This is a genomic window from Mesorhizobium sp. M1066 (genome assembly GCF_040318635.1).
In the GTDB taxonomy this organism is placed as follows: domain Bacteria; phylum Pseudomonadota; class Alphaproteobacteria; order Rhizobiales; family Rhizobiaceae; genus Mesorhizobium.
In genome coordinates this window covers 291,930-308,347 of the sequence record NZ_JAMYMR010000004.1, presented here as the reverse complement: position 1 = coordinate 308,347, position 16,418 = coordinate 291,930, and the positions used below count along the sequence as shown (strand labels likewise).

Annotated in this window: 16 protein-coding genes; 15 read left to right on the top strand and 1 reads right to left on the bottom strand. The window is 65.5% G+C overall.

Features of this window, described 5'->3' with window-relative positions; genetic code table 11:
* The 4 genes from NKH52_RS09385 (at position 1) to NKH52_RS09370 (ending at position 5,196) form a co-directional block, all read left to right on the top strand.
* Positions 1-765 (top strand): lytic transglycosylase domain-containing protein, encoded by a 765-nt coding sequence (locus tag NKH52_RS09385; RefSeq protein ID WP_352729746.1) that lies wholly within the window; start codon positions 1-3, stop codon positions 763-765.
* A gap of 244 nt (positions 766-1,009) precedes the next feature.
* A complete protein-coding gene (locus NKH52_RS09380; protein ID WP_352729744.1) occupies positions 1,010-2,749 on the top strand; it encodes a relaxase/mobilization nuclease domain-containing protein in 1,740 nt (579 codons plus the stop codon).
* A gap of 25 nt (positions 2,750-2,774) precedes the next feature.
* Entirely contained in the window at positions 2,775-4,760 is a 1,986-nt protein-coding gene (locus NKH52_RS09375) for a conjugal transfer protein TraG (RefSeq protein ID WP_352729743.1), read from the top strand.
* A gap of 10 nt (positions 4,761-4,770) precedes the next feature.
* Positions 4,771-5,196 carry a CopG family transcriptional regulator gene (locus tag NKH52_RS09370; protein ID WP_352729741.1) on the top strand — a complete coding sequence of 142 codons (426 nt, stop codon included), beginning with the start codon at positions 4,771-4,773 and terminating at the stop codon, positions 5,194-5,196.
* Between the two features lie 45 nt (positions 5,197-5,241).
* On the opposite strand, the gene NKH52_RS09365 is transcribed toward NKH52_RS09370, so the two are convergent.
* The gene (locus NKH52_RS09365; protein WP_352729739.1) at positions 5,242-6,156 is read right to left on the bottom strand and encodes an NmrA family NAD(P)-binding protein; all 915 of its coding nucleotides are present in this window, start codon (positions 6,154-6,156) and stop codon (positions 5,242-5,244) included.
* A 147-nt stretch (positions 6,157-6,303) separates the two neighbouring features.
* On the opposite strand from NKH52_RS09365, the gene NKH52_RS09360 reads away from it, so the two are divergent.
* The 11 genes from NKH52_RS09360 (at position 6,304) to NKH52_RS09310 (ending at position 16,418) form a co-directional block, all read left to right on the top strand.
* A complete protein-coding gene (locus NKH52_RS09360) occupies positions 6,304-6,678 on the top strand; it encodes a winged helix-turn-helix transcriptional regulator (protein ID WP_352729737.1) in 375 nt (124 codons plus the stop codon).
* 219 nt (positions 6,679-6,897) lie between these two features.
* Positions 6,898-7,881 (top strand): P-type conjugative transfer ATPase TrbB, encoded by a 984-nt coding sequence (gene trbB / locus NKH52_RS09355; protein ID WP_352729735.1) that lies wholly within the window; start codon positions 6,898-6,900, stop codon positions 7,879-7,881.
* Entirely contained in the window at positions 7,878-8,210 is a 333-nt protein-coding gene (locus tag NKH52_RS09350; RefSeq protein WP_352729733.1) for a TrbC/VirB2 family type IV secretion system protein, read from the top strand. The genes trbB and NKH52_RS09350 overlap by 4 nt, the downstream gene beginning before the upstream one ends.
* The gene (locus tag NKH52_RS09345; RefSeq protein ID WP_352729731.1) at positions 8,210-8,491 is read left to right on the top strand and encodes a VirB3 family type IV secretion system protein; all 282 of its coding nucleotides are present in this window, start codon (positions 8,210-8,212) and stop codon (positions 8,489-8,491) included. Before NKH52_RS09350 ends, NKH52_RS09345 begins: the two co-directional genes overlap by 1 nt.
* A 12-nt stretch (positions 8,492-8,503) precedes the next feature.
* Positions 8,504-10,960, top strand: coding sequence for a conjugal transfer protein TrbE (trbE, locus tag NKH52_RS09340; protein WP_352729729.1), 2,457 nt, complete (start codon positions 8,504-8,506; stop codon positions 10,958-10,960).
* The gene (trbJ, locus tag NKH52_RS09335) at positions 10,957-11,724 is read left to right on the top strand and encodes a P-type conjugative transfer protein TrbJ (protein WP_352729727.1); all 768 of its coding nucleotides are present in this window, start codon (positions 10,957-10,959) and stop codon (positions 11,722-11,724) included. Before trbE ends, trbJ begins: the two co-directional genes overlap by 4 nt.
* 10 nt (positions 11,725-11,734) lie before the next feature.
* On the top strand, positions 11,735-12,097 hold the full coding sequence (trbK-alt, locus tag NKH52_RS09330) for a putative entry exclusion protein TrbK-alt (protein WP_352729725.1): 363 nt from the start codon (positions 11,735-11,737) through the stop codon (positions 12,095-12,097).
* 4 nt (positions 12,098-12,101) lie between these two features.
* Positions 12,102-13,466 (top strand): P-type conjugative transfer protein TrbL, encoded by a 1,365-nt coding sequence (trbL, locus tag NKH52_RS09325; RefSeq protein ID WP_352729723.1) that lies wholly within the window; start codon positions 12,102-12,104, stop codon positions 13,464-13,466.
* On the top strand, positions 13,466-14,149 hold the full coding sequence (gene trbF, locus NKH52_RS09320) for a conjugal transfer protein TrbF (protein ID WP_352729721.1): 684 nt from the start codon (positions 13,466-13,468) through the stop codon (positions 14,147-14,149). Before trbL ends, trbF begins: the two co-directional genes overlap by 1 nt.
* Positions 14,146-15,195, top strand: a complete 1,050-nt coding sequence (gene trbG / locus NKH52_RS09315) for a P-type conjugative transfer protein TrbG (RefSeq protein WP_352729719.1) — start codon at positions 14,146-14,148, stop codon at positions 15,193-15,195. The genes trbF and trbG overlap by 4 nt, the downstream gene beginning before the upstream one ends.
* Positions 15,192-16,418: a TraB/TrbI/VirB10 family type IV secretion system protein gene (locus NKH52_RS09310; protein ID WP_352729717.1), complete on the top strand. Its 1,227-nt coding sequence runs from the start codon at positions 15,192-15,194 to the stop codon at positions 16,416-16,418. The genes trbG and NKH52_RS09310 overlap by 4 nt, the downstream gene beginning before the upstream one ends.

The window sequence follows — 16,418 nt, the reverse complement described above, 5'->3', positions numbered from 1 at the left end:
ATGCCGGCCCGCCGCCATCGCGCTGTCGTCGGACGGTTCAGGACCGTCCGGCGCACAGCCTTCCTCATCCTTTCCGGCCTGCTTGTCGCCGCGCCGCTTTGCGCCGACGCGAATGCGCAGACTGTGTCGGCCGAGCGGCCCTCTGGCGTCGATCCCTATTCCGCCTTCATCACCGAGGCCGCGCAACGTTTCGGCGTTCCCGAGCACTGGATTCGGGCGGTCATGCGCGTTGAAAGCGCTGCCGATGTACGCGCGATCTCTTCGGCCGGCGCGATGGGCCTGATGCAGATCATGCCGACCACATGGGCGGCTCTGCGTACTCGTCATGGTCTCGGCAACGATCCCTACGACCCGCGCGACAACATCATGGCGGGCGCGGCGTATCTGCGCGAGATGCATGATCGCTACGGCTCGCCGGGCTTTCTGGCGGCCTACAATGCCGGTCCCGGCCGCTACGAAGAATATCGCACGACCGGGCGCCCACTGCCGGCCGAAACGCGCGCCTATGTCGCCGCTATCGCACCGAACATCGGCGGCGGCGATGTTGCTGATCCCGTCACGGTGGCGACCGCCGATCCGCTCGCCTGGACGCGAGCGCCGCTCTTCATCGCGCAGGTCGATAGCAGCGCTGGTGCAGCTCAACGGCAGCGGGACGGCGGTCCGGCTGCACCCTCTGCGCAGGAGTCCGCGCGCGATATGGTCCTGCCTGCACCGCGATCGGACGGCCTATTCGTGGCGCGAACCGATAGTGCGGGGCCGCGATGATCGGCTTCGCACTCCCTGCGGCACTGTCGGGCTCTGGCGTGGATTTGGCGTCAGAGGGTGGAAGAGCAGGCAACACAACCGAACGATGGCAGGATAAAGAGCCGCGATGTGCGGCCTTGTGCGGTTGTGGTTTTTCAAGGGGTTATGGCGCGTTTACGCGATGTGCGCCTTCTCGTCGCAGCCTGCGCGCGCGGCGCTTTCCCAATAATTTCCTCGGCTTTGCGCGATGTGCGGGGCCACGCCCATGAGCGCCGAGGACGATTTCCGCATCCGGCCAGGCCGCATTCGTTCGACGCGCGCCCAGCAGGCCAGACCCTTCATCGCGCAGGCACTCGCCGCCGCGCAGAAGGCCGGCGGCGCGGTATCGCGGCAAGGAAGGATCGGGCCCGGCAACCGCTCGCGCTTCGGCCGCGGCCAGCGCGCGGCGGTGCAGGCCAATCGACTGCTGACCGCCCGCTCGCGGGGCGCCGTCGTCAAAGCGCGGGTCGTGCGCCAGGGCGGACGCAACGCGCCCCTCGGCACCCACCTCAATTATCTGCGCCGCGAAGGCGTGACCCGGGACGGAGAGAAGGCCCGGCTGTTTGGCCCCGGCGGGGATGACGCCGATCCCAAGGCGTTCGCGGAGCGGTGCGACGACGACCGCCACCATTTCCGCTTCATCGTCTCGCCCGACGACGCGGTGGAGATGTCCGACCTCAAAGGATCCACCCGCGAGTTGGTCGGCCAGATGGAGAAGGATCTGGGAACCCGCCTCGACTGGGTCGCCGTCGATCACTGGAACACCGAGCATCCCCATGTCCATCTGATCGTGCGCGGCGTGCGCGACGACGGCGAGAACCTCGTCATCTCGCGCGACTACATCAAGGAGGGCATGCGCGACCGAGCGCGCGATCTCATCACCCAGGAACTGGGACCGCGCACCGATCAGGAAATCCGCCGCACCATCGAGCGCCAGGTCGAGTCCGAGCGCTGGACCAATCTCGACCGCCAGCTCTCGCGCGACGCCTACAGGACGGGCATCGTAGACCTCGCCCCGCATCCCGACCGACAGCCCGATGAATTCCACGCTCTGAAGGTTGGGCGGCTTCGCAAACTCGAAGGGCTCGGCCTCGCCGACGAAATCGGTCCGGGTCAATGGACGATTTCGGAGAAGGCCGAGGCGACGCTGCGCGAGCTTGGCGAGCGTGGCGATATCATCAAGCGGATGCACCGCGCGCTGACGGAACGCGGCATCGAGCGCGGCGCGGCCAGCTATGTCCTCGCCGGCGAAAGCCTGAACGACCCCGTCGTCGGCCGTCTGGTGACGCGAGGCCTCGACGATGAGCTCAAGGGCACGGCCTATGCCGTGGTCGACGGCGTCGACGGCCGCACCCACCACATCAAGCTGCCCGACCTCGAGGCCGCCGGCGACAGCGCGCCGGGTTCGATCGTCGAATTGCGCAGGTTCGACGATGCGCGAGGGCAGCGGCGCGTCGCGCTTGCCGTCCGCTCGGATCTCGACATCTCTGCCCAGATCACCGCGACCGGCGCGACCTGGCTCGACCGGCAGGCGATCGCCCGCGAGCCGGTGGCGCTTGGCGGTGGCGGCTTCGGCGTCGAGGTGCGGGACGCGATGGACCGCCGCGCCGAACATCTGATCGAGCAGCGCCTAGCCGAACGCCACGGCCGCAGCGTCATCTTCTCGCGCAACCTCATCGACACACTGCGCCGGCGCGAGCTCGACGCGCTTGGCGCGAAGCTAGCGGCCGAGACCGGACGCCCGTTCGCCAAGGCGGGGTCCGGGGAATATGTCGCCGGCGCTTATCGGCAGCGCATCGCGCTCGCGTCGGGCCGCTTCGCCATGATCGACGACGGCCTCGGTTTCCAGCTCGTGCCCTGGTCGCCGTCCCTCGAAAAGCACCTCGGCCAACAAGTCTCCGGCGTCGCCCGTGGCGACGGCGGCGTCGACTGGAGCTTCGGCCGCAAACGCGGACTCGGCCTGTAGCCAGTATTCAAGAAAGGACCCTGTCATGTCGGCGACCAAAATCCTCTGGGGCCAGATCCTCACCGTCTTCATGATCGTTCTGTTCACGACCTGGGCGGCGACAGAGTGGACAGCCTATCGCCTCGGCTTCCAGCCCCAGCTCGGCGCGCCATGGTTCGAGCTTGCCGGCTGGCCGTTCTATTATCCGCCGGCCTTCTTCTGGTGGTGGTACCTCTACGATGCCTATGCGCCGCCGATTTTCGTCGAAGGCGCCTATATCGCGGCGTCGGGCGGCTTCATCTCGATCGCGGTGGCGATCGGCATGTCCGTCTGGCGGGCGCGTGAGGCCAAGAACGTCGTGACCTATGGTTCGGCACGATGGGCGCGAGATGACGAAGTGAAGGCCGCCGGCCTACTCGGTCCCGATGGCGTCGTGCTTGGCAAGCTCGATCACGACTATCTGCGCCATGACGGTCCAGAGCATGTGCTGTGCTTCGCCCCGACCCGCTCGGGCAAGGGCGTGGGGCTCGTCGTGCCCTCGCTGCTCACTTGGCCGGGCTCGGCGATTGTCCACGACATCAAGGGCGAGAACTGGACGCTGACAGCGGGATTTCGATCGCGGCACGGGCGTGTGCTGCTGTTCGATCCGACCAATGCAAAATCGGCCGGCTATAATCCGCTGCTCGAGGTGCGCCGTGGAGAATGGGAGGTCCGGGACGTTCAGAACATCGCCGACATCCTGGTCGATCCGGAAGGTTCGCTCGAAAAGCGCAATCACTGGGAAAAAACCAGTCACGCGCTGCTGGTTGGCGCGATCCTCCATGTCCTCTATGCCGAGGCCGACAAGACCCTCGCCGGCGTCGCCGCCTTCCTGTCCGACCCGAAACGCCCGATCGAGTCGACGCTGGCGGCAATGATGAAGACCGCGCATCTCGGCGAAGCGGGCCCGCATCCCGTTATCGCCAGCGCCGCCCGCGAGTTGCTCAACAAGTCGGAAAACGAGCGCAGCGGCGTGCTCTCGACCGCGATGTCATTCCTTGGTCTTTACCGCGATCCCGTCGTTGCCGAGGTGACGCGGCGCTGCGACTGGCGGATCGCCGATATCGTTGGCGGCAAGCGGCCGTCCACGCTTTACCTCGTGGTGCCGCCGTCGGACATCAACCGCACCAAGCCGCTGATCCGCCTGATCCTTAATCAGATCGGCCGGCGTCTCACCGAGGACCTGCAGGCGAAGGGCGGCCGGCATCGGCTGCTCCTCATGCTCGACGAGTTTCCGGCGCTCGGCCGGCTCGACTTCTTCGAAAGCGCGCTCGCGTTCATGGCCGGCTACGGGCTCAAGAGCTTCCTGATCGCCCAGTCGCTCAATCAGATCGAGAAGGCCTACGGGCCCAATAATTCGATCCTGGACAACTGCCATGTCCGCGTCAGCTTTGCGACCAACGATGAGCGGACGGCCAAGCGCGTGTCGGATGCGCTCGGCACCGCGACCGAGATGCGGGCGATGAAGAACTACGCCGGCCACCGGCTTTCGCCCTGGCTCGGCCACATGATGGTGTCGCGGTCGGAGACTGCCAGACAGTTGCTCACGCCCGGCGAAATCATGCAGCTTCCGCCCTCCGACGAAATCGTCATGGTCGCGGGCACCCCGCCGATCCGTGCCAAGAAGGCGCGCTATTACGAGGACCGCCGTTTTCAGGAACGAGTGCTGCCGCCGCCCACGATAACCAAGCCGGACAGGGTCTCGACCGACGATTGGAGCAAACTGGCATTGCCGCCCTCACCGGAGATCCAGATCTCCGCGACTGGAGCTAATCCGGACGATGAGGACACGACCGATTCGGAGCGTCGCCGCCAACCCGAACTGAGCCGAGTGCAGCCGATCACCAAGGTGGCGCCGATCGAGAACGAGTTTGAGATCGACCCGGCGGACGATGCTGATGATGAGGTCGCCCGCCTCAGCCGCATGAACCAGAACATGCGGCTGGTCGCGCGCCAGGCTTCCCTCGACCCCGGCGACGGCATCGAGCTTTAGGAGGGCCGCCATGACGAAATCTTCGAAGAAGCAACGGCTCTCCGTTTATCTCGAGCCCGACGTCATGAAAGCCCTCGCAGCGCACGCGGCCCGACGTGGCCACTCGCTGTCATTGGTTGCCGAGGCTGGCATCGCATCCTTCCTGTCGCCCGACGCCGCGGAACGCCAGGAGGCTGCGATCACTAAGCGCCTCGACCAGATCGACCGGCGCATGACCCGCGTGGAGCGTGACGTTGGCATCTCCGTCGAGACGTTGGCCATCTTCGTTCGCTTCTGGCTGACCACGACACCGGCGTTGCCCGAACCCGCCGCCCAGGCAGCTCGTGCCAAAGCCGGCGAGCGGTACGACGCCTTCGTCGCGGCTCTGGGGCGTCGACTCGCAAATGGACCGAAGCTCAGACAGGAAATTTCCGAGGAGATAGTGCCTAAACCATAACTCGCAAAAACATATGACCCGTTCTTGAGTGAATGAAAGATCGCACTATCGTGTGTTGCCGATCACGATATGAGCGACCTCACGGCTCACCCAATCCCGGATTGGGAGCGGGTCGATATTGTATCGGGCAAGCATTTCAGGGCGGGCGGGATAGCCTACATTCGCCAGCCAAGTATGAGAATCCACTACCCTTGCTGGAAGCCCCATCGCAATCGCCTCATCCGCGTTTACTGACGTTAACGTCACGGTCTTTCCCGATGCCTCTTCGAGGATATTTGCGATGTCCCGGTAAGACACAAATGCGTCGGCGAGCTCAATCTCTGCTTGGTCGAAGCGCTCTGGGTCAGCGAATGCCTCCGCCGCAACCCGGCCGACCGTGTCGTACGACACAAATGAAACCCGCGTCTCGGGCGGCATGGCAACCAGTAGATCGCCGGATTTTGCTAGCCGAGGATAAAGGAAACTTGCCCGCAATGAAAAATTGTCAATGATCAAGGAGGGGCGCAGGTAGGTTCGATAGCGGAAAGTAGCCGCGCGAAGGGCGCGCTCTTGTGCTATCTTTGCTCGCCAATAGTTATGCTTGATGTCGTACTCGTCTTCGAGAGCGTCCGCTTCTCTTTCACGCACGCCGGATACGGTTGAATGAATATACTGTTCGACCCCCTGGCTTACCGCGGACCCAATAAGGTTCTCAAACTGCGATGGCGGCGCTCCATCCTGCTGCATTGAAAAAACGCCGCGCACACCGATCATGGCCTCATCCAGTGATGCCTCATCTGAGAAATCTCCCCGGACAACATCTGCCCCTGCTGCCTCCAGCGCCTGGGCTGATGCACTACCAGGATCACGAACCAAGGCCCGGACGGCAATACCCCTTTCTATGCACTTCTTAACCACGCTGCCCCCTTGCCCGCCGGTTCCTCCGGTAACCAGCACGGGCCTCACATCGCTCGTTTTCATTTTAGGATTCCCGTAACGATAAAAATGTTCGTTACGATAATATCGTTCTTGCTGAATCTCTCAAGAACGCACATTTATGTTCCTGGCGGATACCAAGAGCGGCTCAAGGCAAGCACCTCGGGCACGCAATTCTGAGACAGAAAGACAGTGACAGATCATTCCGCGAAGGCCGACTGCCAATCGCTCGCCAAGATACTGGACATCGTTGGTAACAAATGGACAGTGATGATCGTGGCTTCCCTTGCCAAGGAACCGATGCGCTTCAACGCTTTGATGCGCAATATCGGCGGCATCTCGCATCGCATGCTCACATTGACCTTAAGATCCCTGGAAGCAAACGGTCTTGTCAGCCGCACGGCCTACGCAACTATACCTCCAAAGGTGGAGTACGATCTGACCGAGCTGGGCAGATCTCTCATTGGTCCGTTACGCGGTCTCGCAGTATGGGCGACAGAAAAGCAACACGTTATGGAACAATGTCGCCTCAAGCATGAACAGGACAATGCTCCTGCAAGCCGATAAATCATCGTAGGCGGGCATGACGCTCGGTTCCGTTCGTGTTGGCTGCCTGCCCAAGCTTAATGAGGGGACAATTATTTCGTCGTCCCGCCGTTTCCCTGTCTTTGTACGCTACAGTGCGACAACGACATAATGGTTGTTGTCAGACCATAATTTCTGCCTCTTCTACTCATCCCCGATCCAGGGCCGCTTTTCGCGGGCCCGCAAGAGAACGGGGACGACGTGGCGGCCACTCACCAGAAATCGGAGGCAATCCTTCGCGGCGCACGCATGCTGCGCACGGCCCTCGGGCCGGCGATCGCCCAATTTCTGGAAGATCCCGCGATCGTCGAGGTGATGCTCAACCCCGACGGGCGGCTCTGGATCGACCGGCTTTCCGAGGGACTCTCCGACACGGGTGAACGGCTGTCGCCGGCCGATGGCGAGCGCATCGTTCGGCTCGTCGCGCACCATGTCGGCGCCGAGGTTCATCCAGGCAGCCCGCGCGTCTCAGCTGAGTTGCCGGAAACGGGGGAGCGCTTCGAGGGCCTTCTGCCGCCAGTCGTGGCCGCGCCCGCCTTCGCCATCCGCAAGCCCGCCGTCGCCGTCTTCACGCTCGACGACTACGTCGCGGCCGGCATCATGGCGGCGGATCAGGCTGTTGCGCTGCGGGTCGCCGTCGCCGAGCGCCGCAATATCCTGGTCGCCGGCGGCACCTCGACCGGCAAGACAACGCTCACCAACGCGCTGCTCGCCGAGGTGTCGAAAACCTCAGACCGCGTCGTGCTGATCGAGGACACGCGCGAGCTTCAATGCGCCGCCCCGAACCTCGTCGCCATGCGCACGAAGGACGGCGTCGTCTCGCTCTCCGATCTCGTCCGATCCTCATTGCGCCTGCGCCCTGATCGCATCCCCATCGGCGAGGTGCGCGGCGCTGAAGCGCTCGATCTGCTCAAGGCCTGGGGCACCGGCCACCCCGGCGGCATAGGCACCATTCATGCGGGCACCGCCATCGGCGCGCTCCGCCGCCTCGAGCAGCTCATCCAGGAAGCTGTCGTCACCGTTCCGCGCGCCCTGATCGCAGAGACGATCGATCTGGTCGCCGTGCTTTCCGGCCGCGGCGCCTCGCGCCGCCTCGCCGAACTCGCTCGCGTCGAAGGGCTCGGCCCCGACGGCGACTACCGCGTCATCCCCGCCAGCCAGCACCTCACAGGAGATCCGTCATGATCCAGCATGCCATGCGTATTCGCCGTCATATCGCGACGGCGGCCTCTGTCACCTTCCTCACCTTGGCGCTCGCACCCGCCGCCTACGCGTCCGGTTCGTCGATGCCGTGGGAAGCGCCACTGCAATCGATCCTCGAATCCATCGAGGGCCCTGTCGCCAAGATCGTCGCGGTGATCATCATCATCGTGACTGGCCTCACGCTGGCCTTTGGCGACACCTCCGGCGGCTTCCGGCGCCTGATCCAGATCGTCTTCGGCCTGTCGATCGCCTTCGCCGCGTCCAGCTTCTTCCTGTCGTTCTTCTCATTCGGCGGCGGAGCGCTGGTCTGATGGCAGCGTCGGCGGAGACGGCAGGCGAAGTGCCGGGCTTTTCGGTCCCGGTCCACCGGGCGCTGACCGAGCACATTCTGCTCGGCGGCGCGCCGCGCTCGGTCGCCATCCTGAACGGGACGCTCGCGGCGGCGCTTGGCCTCGGCCTGCGCCTCTGGTTAGTCGGCCTCGGTCTCTGGGCGATCGGCCACTTCGCGGCCGTCTGGGCCGCCAAGCGCGATCCGCAGTTCGTCGACGTCGTGCGCAGGCATCTGCGCATTCCCGGCCACCTCTCGGTCTGAGGAGCGACGCCGATGATGAACCTCGTCGAATATCGCAGCCGCAACACCCGGCTTGCCGACTTCCTCCCCTGGGTCGCGCTGGTGGGCGAAGGTGTGGTCCTCAACAAGGACGGCAGTCTGCAGCGCACCGCGCGGTTTCGCGGCCCCGATCTCGACAGCGCCGTGCCGGCCGAGCTGATCGCGGTCGCCGGACGGCTCAACAACGCCTTCCGGCGGCTCGGCTCGGGCTGGGCGATCTTCGTCGAGGCGCAGCGGCACGGCGCCGCCACCTATCCCGACAGCATGTTCGCCGACAGCGCGTCCGCGCTGGTCGACGCCGAGCGGAAAGCGGACTTCGAGGAAGCAGGTAGCCACTTCGAGTCGAGCTACTTCCTGACCTTCCTCTATCTGCCGCCGGCCGAGGATGCCGCGCGCGCAGAAACCTGGCTCTATGAGGGCCGCGATCACGCCGGCGTCGATGCGCACGAGATCCTGCGCGGCTTTGTCGATCGCACCGACCGCATCCTCCAGCTCATCGACGCCTTCATGCCGGAATGCGCCTGGCTCGATGACGCCGAGACGCTGACATTCCTTCACTCGACCGTTTCGACGAAGCGCCACCGCGTCCGTGTGCCTGAGACGCCGATCTATCTCGATGCACTGCTCGCCGATCAGCCGCTCACCGGCGGGCTCGAGCCGCGCCTTGGCGACACCCATCTGCGCATCCTCACCATTGTTGGCTTTCCGACCGCGACCACGCCCGGAGTCCTCGACGAGCTGAATCGCTTGGCCTTCCCTTACCGGTGGTCGACCCGCGCCGTTCTCCTCGACAAGACCGACGCCACCAAGCTCCTGACCAAGATCCGGCGGCAATGGTTCGCCAAGCGCAAATCGATCGCGGCCATCCTGAAGGAGGTCATGACCAACGAGGCTTCGGCGCTGGTCGACACCGACGCCGCGAACAAGGCCGCCGACGCCGACATGGCGCTGCAGGAGCTCGGCGCGGACTATGCGGGCCAGGCCTATGTCACCGCGACGATCACCGTCTGGGACGAGGATCCGCGCATCGCGGCCGAGAAGCTGCGCCTCGTCGAAAAGGTCATCCAGGGCCGCGATTTCACCGCCATGCCCGAGACGATCAACGCCGTGGAGGCCTGGCTCGGCAGCCTGCCCGGACACGCCTACGCCAATGTCCGCCAACCCCCGATCAACACGCTCAATCTCGCCCACATGATCCCGCTGTCAGCAGTATGGGCGGGACCGGAACGGGACGAGCACTTCGCAGCACCCCCACTGCTGTTCGGCAAGACCGAAGGCTCGACGCCGTTCCGGCTTTCCATCCACGTCGGCGACGTCGGTCACACGCTGATCGTCGGACCGACCGGCGCCGGCAAGTCGGTGCTGCTGGCGCTGATGGCGCTGCAATTCCGCCGCTACGAGAGGTCTCAGGTCTTTGCTTTCGATTTTGGCGGGTCGATCCGGGCCGCGGCGCTCGCCATGGGCGGCGACTGGCACGACCTCGGCGGCGGGCTCACGGAAGGCGCCGACGATAGCGTGTCTCTTCAACCGCTTGCGCGCATCGACGACGTCGCGGAACGCGCCTGGGCAGCTGACTGGCTCAGCGCCATGCTCGGGCGCGAGAGCGTGGCCATTACGCCCGAGGTCAAGGAGCATCTCTGGTCGGCGCTCACGTCACTCGCCTCCGCGCCGATTTGCGAACGCACGCTGACGGGCCTGTCGGTCCTGCTGCAATCCAACGATCTCAAACAGGCGCTTCGGCCCTACTGCGTCGGCGGTCCTTACGGACGCCTGCTCGACGCCGAAGCCGAACATCTTGGGCGGGCGTCGGTCCAGGCGTTCGAGACCGAGGGCCTCATCGGAACCGGCGCCGCGGCCGCCGTGCTCGCCTATCTGTTTCATCGCATTGAGGACCGTCTCGACGGTCGGCCCACGCTGCTGATCGTCGACGAAGGCTGGCTCGCGCTCGATGACGAAGGGTTCGCGGGCCAGCTCCGCGAATGGCTGAAAACGCTGCGCAAGAAGAACGCCAGCGTCATCTTCGCCACCCAGTCGCTCTCCGACATCGACGGCTCGGCGATTGCACCGGCCATCATCGAGAGCTGCCAGACCCGCATCCTGCTCCCGAATGAGCGCGCGATCGAGCCGCAGATCACAGCCATCTATCGCCGTTTCGGCCTGAACGATCGCCAGATCGAGATACTAGCCCGGGCCATGCCTAAGCGCGACTACTACTGCCAGTCGCGGCGCGGCAATCGCCTGTTCGAGCTCGGCCTATCCGACGTCGCCCTGACGCTCTGCGCCGCCTCATCGAAGCAGCACCAAGCGCTGATCGCCGAGGTCCATGCCCGCAGCGGCACGGACGGATTCCTCGCGGAATGGCTCGCTGAAAACCGGCTCGCATGGGCGGCCGATCTCATCGCCGATCTCACCAACGTCATCCCCCAGACAGATCCGGAGGTACGCTCATGAAACTCTTTGCAAAACGTTCGCGCGTCATGCGCCTCTCAGCCATGCTGCTGGCCGCGCCCGTCGCGCTCGCCCCCATGCTCGCGACGCCGGCTCACGCCATCATCGTTTTCGACCCGACCAACTATGCCCAGAACGTGCTTCAGGCAGCGCGCGCGCTCCAGCAGATCACCAACCAGATCACCTCGCTTCAGAACGAAGCGCAGATGCTGATCAATCAGGCCCGCAATCTGACGAGCCTACCCTTTTCATCGCTCCAGCAGCTTCAGCAATCCGTGCAGCGAACGCAACAACTGCTGCAACAGGCGCAGGGCGTCGCGTACGATGTTGAGCAGATCGACCAGATGTTCCAGCAGAAATACGCAAACATCTCACTGTCTGCCTCCGATAGACAGCTTGTTACCGATGCCCGCTCGCGCTGGCAAAACACGGTTGGCGGGCTGCAAGACGCCATGCGCGTTCAAGCCGGGGTCGTCGGCAACATCGACACCAACCGCAGCCAGATGTCGGCGCTGGTCGGGGCAAGCCAGTCAGCGACCGGCGCGCTACAGGCAACGCAGGCCGGCAACCAGCTACTTGCCCTCCAGGCCCAACAGCTCGCCGACCTGACCGCTGTCGTCGCCGCCAATGGTCGAGCCCAGGCGCTTCAATCCGCTGAGCAGGCCGCGACCGCCGAGCAGGGCCGTGAGCAACGCCGCCGCTTCCTCACGCCGGGTTCCGGCTACCAGGCAGGCAACGCCCGCATGTTCCCCGCCAGCGGAAACTGAGGGCGCGGTCATGGACGGCACGATGCTCGCCCGACTTGGCGCGGTTGTATTCGTCGCCGTCGCCGTCACAGCGACGGCGATCGAGATGAGCCGGAATGAGGAGCCAGCGGAGAGCCGGACTTCGTCACGCTCCCGCACGGCGGCGTCGGATCCCTTGCGCGACGAGTTGTTTCGCTGCCAGGCCCTCGGAGAAGCAGGCCCCCGTGATCCTGCCTGCCTGCGGGCCTGGGCGGAAAATCGCAACCGCTTCCTCGCGCCGGGCGCTCGACCCGCGGAGCGGCTGCCGGAGGCCGCGCCAGCTCCACACCCGCCAGCCGACGCGGATGTGCCTGCCCAGCCAGCACCGGTGTCGCGGCCGACCGAGGCGCGGTAGCATCATGGGCAACACCGGCGTCATCGACCACTTCCTGGAAGTCTTCACCCGCTACATCGATTCCGGGTTCGGGCTGCTCAGCGGTGAAGTCGCATTCATCGCCACCACCCTGATCGTGATCGACGTGACGCTGGCCGCGCTGTTCTGGTCCTGGGGCGGCGACGACGACATCTTCGCCCGGCTCGTGAAGAAGACGCTGTTCGTCGGCGTGTTCGCTTACATCATCGGCAACTGGAACAACCTCGCGCGCATCGTCTTCGAGAGCTTCGCAGGCTTGGGCCTGAAGGCCAGCGGCACGGGCTTCACGACCGCCGATCTGCTGCGGCCAGGCAAGGTGGCCCAAACTGGCCTCGATGCCGGACGTCCGCTCCTGGAATCGATCTCGGGGCTGATGGGCTATTGGTCGTTCTTCGAGAACTTCATCCAGATCGCCTGCATGTTTTTGGCCTGGGCGCTGGTGTTGCTCGCCTTCTTCATCCTCGCCATCCAGCTTTTCGTCACGCTGATCGAATTCAAGCTGACGACGCTCGCCGGCTTTGTGCTGATCCCGTTCGGCCTGTTCGGCAAGTCCGCCTTCATGGCCGAACGCGTGCTCGGGAATGTCATCTCCTCCGGCATCAAGGTGTTGGTGCTGGCCGTCATCATCGGCATCGGCTCGACGCTGTTCTCCGAATTCACCGCCGGCTTCGGCGGCGCAACACCCTCGATCGACGAGGCCATGGCGATCGTCCTAGCCGCGCTGTCGCTTCTCGGCCTTGGCATCTTCGGCCCCGGTATTGCGAGCGGCATCGTCTCCGGCGGACCGCAGCTCAGCGCCGGCGCGGCAGTGGGTACAGGTCTCGCGGCCGGCGGCATGATCGCCGCCGGGGCTGGCGCGGTCGGCGCCGTTGCCTCCGGTGGCGCGGCACTCGCCGGAGGCGCGGCAGCCGCGGCCCGGGGCGGCGCCGCCATGGCGGGTGGCGCATCCACCGCTTACAGCCTCGGCACGGCAGGCCAGTCGGGAGCCAGCGGGGTTGCGTCGGGACTCGGCGCCGTCGCCCAAGCCGGGGGCAACGTGGCTGTCTCACCGCTGCGCCGCGCCGCCTCACGCGCCGCCGAAAGCATGCGTTCGAGCTTCAATGCCGGCGGCAAGGCAGCGTTCGAAGCCACTGGCGGCTCCTCGACCATGGGATCGGTCGGTGGCGACCCAGCCGGCGACGGCAGCGGTTCAGCCGCACCGGCAACCGCCGGCGGACCGCCCGCATGGGCGCAACGCATGCGCCGCTCCCAACGCATGACCCACGCCGTCCAGGCGACCGCCCACGCCGTGCGCTCCGGTGATGCCCATGGCGGCGGCTCTTCCGTCAATCTCTCCGAAGGCGACCGCTGATGTTCAAACGACCCTCCACCCACTACGGCAAAGCCCCCGAACCCGAGACGCCCTATCAGCGCGCCGCACAGGTTTGGGACGAGCGGATCGGCTCCTCGCGCGTCCAGGCGAAGAATTGGCGGCTGATGGCCTTCGGCTCGCTGATCCTTTCCGCCGGCTTCGCAGCCGCGCTGGTGTGGCAATCGGCGCGCGGCACGATCGTGCCCTGGGTGGTTCAGGTCGACCGACTCGGCCAGGCGCAGGCCGTCGCGCCTGCCGTCGCCGACTATCGTCCGACCGACCCCCAGATCGCCTTCCACCTGGCGCGCTTCATCGAGCAAGTCCGCTCAATCCCGGCCGACGCCATTATCGTGCGGCAGAACTGGCTGCGCGCCTATGACTTCACGACCGACCGCGGCGCAGCGGCGCTCAACGACTACGCGCGGGCCAACGACCCGTTCACCAAGGTCGGCCGACAGCAAATCGCCGTCGAAGTCTCGAGCGTCATCCGCGCGTCTCCGGAAAGCTTCCGCGTCGCGTGGATCGAGCGCCGTTACGAGAACGGCCAGCTGGCCACCACCGAGCGCTGGACCGCGATCCTGACGATCGTCGTGCAGGTCCCGCGCAACGCCGATCGGCTCAGGGCGAACCCGCTCGGCATCTATGTCAACGCCATCAACTGGTCACGGGAGCTTGGGCAATGAAGCCGTATTTCCGTAAAGCCGGAAAGCCGGCTTCACACATTTCCGCACTCCCGGCTTTGCGCCGAGGCGCATTGCCGTTTCTGCTGCTGGCGACTTCCGCGCTTGCCGGCTGCGCCACCAGCACGCCGCCGCCCGAAATCTCCTACGACGCTGCTGCGCCAGCGGTGCAGACCGTCGATCCGCCGGCGCCGGTCACCGTCGTCGAGATCCCACGGCCGCTTCCGCTGCCCGGGCAGATGCAGCGAGTCGAGCCGTCTCGATCAACGCCGGAGCCGACCGACCCCACGGCGCGCGTGAACCAGGCCAACGCCGCTGCGCGCATACAGCCCGTGCGCAACGGCTTCATTAACTCGATGCAGGTCTACCCCTTCACGCAGGGCGCGCTCTATCAAGTCTACACCGCCGTCGGGCAGATCACGGACATCGCGTTGCAGCCGGGCGAGCAATTGGTCGGATCGGGCCCTGTCGCCGCTGGTGACACAGTCCGCTGGATCATCGGCGACACGCAGAGCGGCGCTGGGCCGACGCTTCAGGTCCATATCCTGGTGAAGCCGACCCGGCCGGACCTAATGACCAACCTCCTCATCAACACCAACCTGCGCACCTATCACATGGAGCTGCGCTCGACCGAGCGGACCTATATGGCCTCTGTCTCGTGGCAGTATCCGCAGGACCAGCTCATCGCGCTGCGCCGCCAGAACCAACAGGCTGAAGCTGCGCAGCCGGTCGCATCCGGCGTCGATCTTGCCAACGTCAACTTCCGCTACTCGATCGATGGCGACCGCGCGGCGTGGCGGCCACTGCGCGCCTTCGACGACGGCCGGCAGGTCTTTATCGAATTTCCACGCGGCATCGGCCAGGGAGAGATGCCGCCGCTGTTCGTGGTCGGTTCCGAGGGCACTACCTCGGAACTCGTGAACTACCGGGTTCGCGGCCACCACATGATCGTCGATCGGCTCTTCGCCGCCGCCGAGTTGCGGTACGGCTCCGGCGACCACCAGAAGCGCGTCCGCATCGTGCGTACCGATGGGAGGCCGGCGTCGTGAGCGAGACGGATCCCCGGAAAGAGGAAGGGCCGGACGAGGAGGCTCGACCGTTGACGATCGAGCCCGGCGGTCCCGCGCCGATGCGGCTGCGCGCCGAACCGCCGCAGGTCACCCGACTGTCGCGAAAGGTGCTGGCCGGTCTTGGCCTGGTAGCGAGCGTCGGGATCGGAGGTGCGCTCATCTATGCGCTGCAGACCCGCGATGGCGGTCGGCCGAACGAGGAGCTCTACTCGACTGACAACCGCTCGACAGCCGATGGCATCGCCGGTTTGCCACGCGACTATAGCGGCGTGCCTCAGTTGGGCCCCCCTCTTCCGGGGGACCTGGGCCGCCCCATCCTCGCCGCCCAGAATCGCGGCCAACCCGTACCGACGCCGGGTGTCGCCACACCCAATCCTGGTCTCAGTCCAGAAGAGCAGCGGCGCATTCAGGAGCTTGAATCGGCACGCACGGCGCGGCTGTTCGCCGCCACCGAAACCCGAACGGCGTCCGCATCACCGTCTCAGGCGACGACGACGACGGCGCAACCGACGCCCGATCTTGCCAGTCTCGGGCTAGCCCCGCCGCCGGCGACGCCCACGGCGCAGGATCGGCAGAACGCCTTTTTGAATGCTGCCGCAGATCGCCGAACAGTCGCCGCCGATCGCGTCGCCGCACCGGCCTCGCCGAACGTGCTGCAGGCGGGCGCCGTAATCTCCGCCGCGCTGATCACCGGCATCCGCTCTGATCTCCCCGGGCAGATCACTGCGCAGGTGACCGAGAACATCTACGACAGCCCCACCGGGCGGATCTTGCTCGTCCCGCAGGGCACGCGTGTCATCGGGCAGTACGACAACAACGTCCAGTTCGGGCAAAGCCGCGTCCTGCTGGTGTGGAATCGCCTGATTTTCCCGAACGGACGGTCGATCGTTCTTGAGCGCCAGCCGGGCGCCGACGCGGAGGGTTATGCCGGTCTGCAGGATGGTGTCGATTATCACTGGTGGGATCTTGCTAAGGCGGCCGGACTCTCGACCCTGCTCAGTGTCGGCGCCGAACTCGCCACCAACGACGATGACCGGTTGATCCAGGCAATTCGCAACGGCGGCCAGGACACGATCAACGACGCCGGCCAACAGATCGTCCGGCGCCAGCTCAATATCGCCCCGACGCTCACGATCCGGCCCGGCTTCCCGGTGCGCGTGATCGTCACCCGCGACCTCATACTTGAGCCATACGGAGGGTGA

What these genes read in the sequence shown, in the direction of transcription:
- NKH52_RS09375 (WP_352729743.1), top strand. Translation starts at nt 2,775, where the DNA reads ATGTCGGCGACCAAAATCCTCTGGGGCCAGATCCTCACCGTCTTCATG.
- NKH52_RS09380 (WP_352729744.1), top strand. Translation starts at nt 1,010, where the DNA reads ATGAGCGCCGAGGACGATTTCCGCATCCGGCCAGGCCGCATTCGTTCG.
- trbF (WP_352729721.1), top strand. Translation starts at nt 13,466, where the DNA reads ATGTTCAAACGACCCTCCACCCACTACGGCAAAGCCCCCGAACCCGAG.
- trbK-alt (WP_352729725.1), top strand. Translation starts at nt 11,735, where the DNA reads ATGGACGGCACGATGCTCGCCCGACTTGGCGCGGTTGTATTCGTCGCC.
- trbE (WP_352729729.1), top strand. Translation starts at nt 8,504, where the DNA reads ATGATGAACCTCGTCGAATATCGCAGCCGCAACACCCGGCTTGCCGAC.
- trbL (WP_352729723.1), top strand. Translation starts at nt 12,102, where the DNA reads ATGGGCAACACCGGCGTCATCGACCACTTCCTGGAAGTCTTCACCCGC.
- NKH52_RS09365 (WP_352729739.1), bottom strand. Translation starts at nt 6,156, where the DNA reads ATGAAAACGAGCGATGTGAGGCCCGTGCTGGTTACCGGAGGAACCGGC.
- NKH52_RS09370 (WP_352729741.1), top strand. Translation starts at nt 4,771, where the DNA reads ATGACGAAATCTTCGAAGAAGCAACGGCTCTCCGTTTATCTCGAGCCC.
- NKH52_RS09350 (WP_352729733.1), top strand. Translation starts at nt 7,878, where the DNA reads ATGATCCAGCATGCCATGCGTATTCGCCGTCATATCGCGACGGCGGCC.
- NKH52_RS09345 (WP_352729731.1), top strand. Translation starts at nt 8,210, where the DNA reads ATGGCAGCGTCGGCGGAGACGGCAGGCGAAGTGCCGGGCTTTTCGGTC.
- NKH52_RS09385 (WP_352729746.1), top strand. Translation starts at nt 1, where the DNA reads ATGCCGGCCCGCCGCCATCGCGCTGTCGTCGGACGGTTCAGGACCGTC.
- trbG (WP_352729719.1), top strand. Translation starts at nt 14,146, where the DNA reads ATGAAGCCGTATTTCCGTAAAGCCGGAAAGCCGGCTTCACACATTTCC.
- trbJ (WP_352729727.1), top strand. Translation starts at nt 10,957, where the DNA reads ATGAAACTCTTTGCAAAACGTTCGCGCGTCATGCGCCTCTCAGCCATG.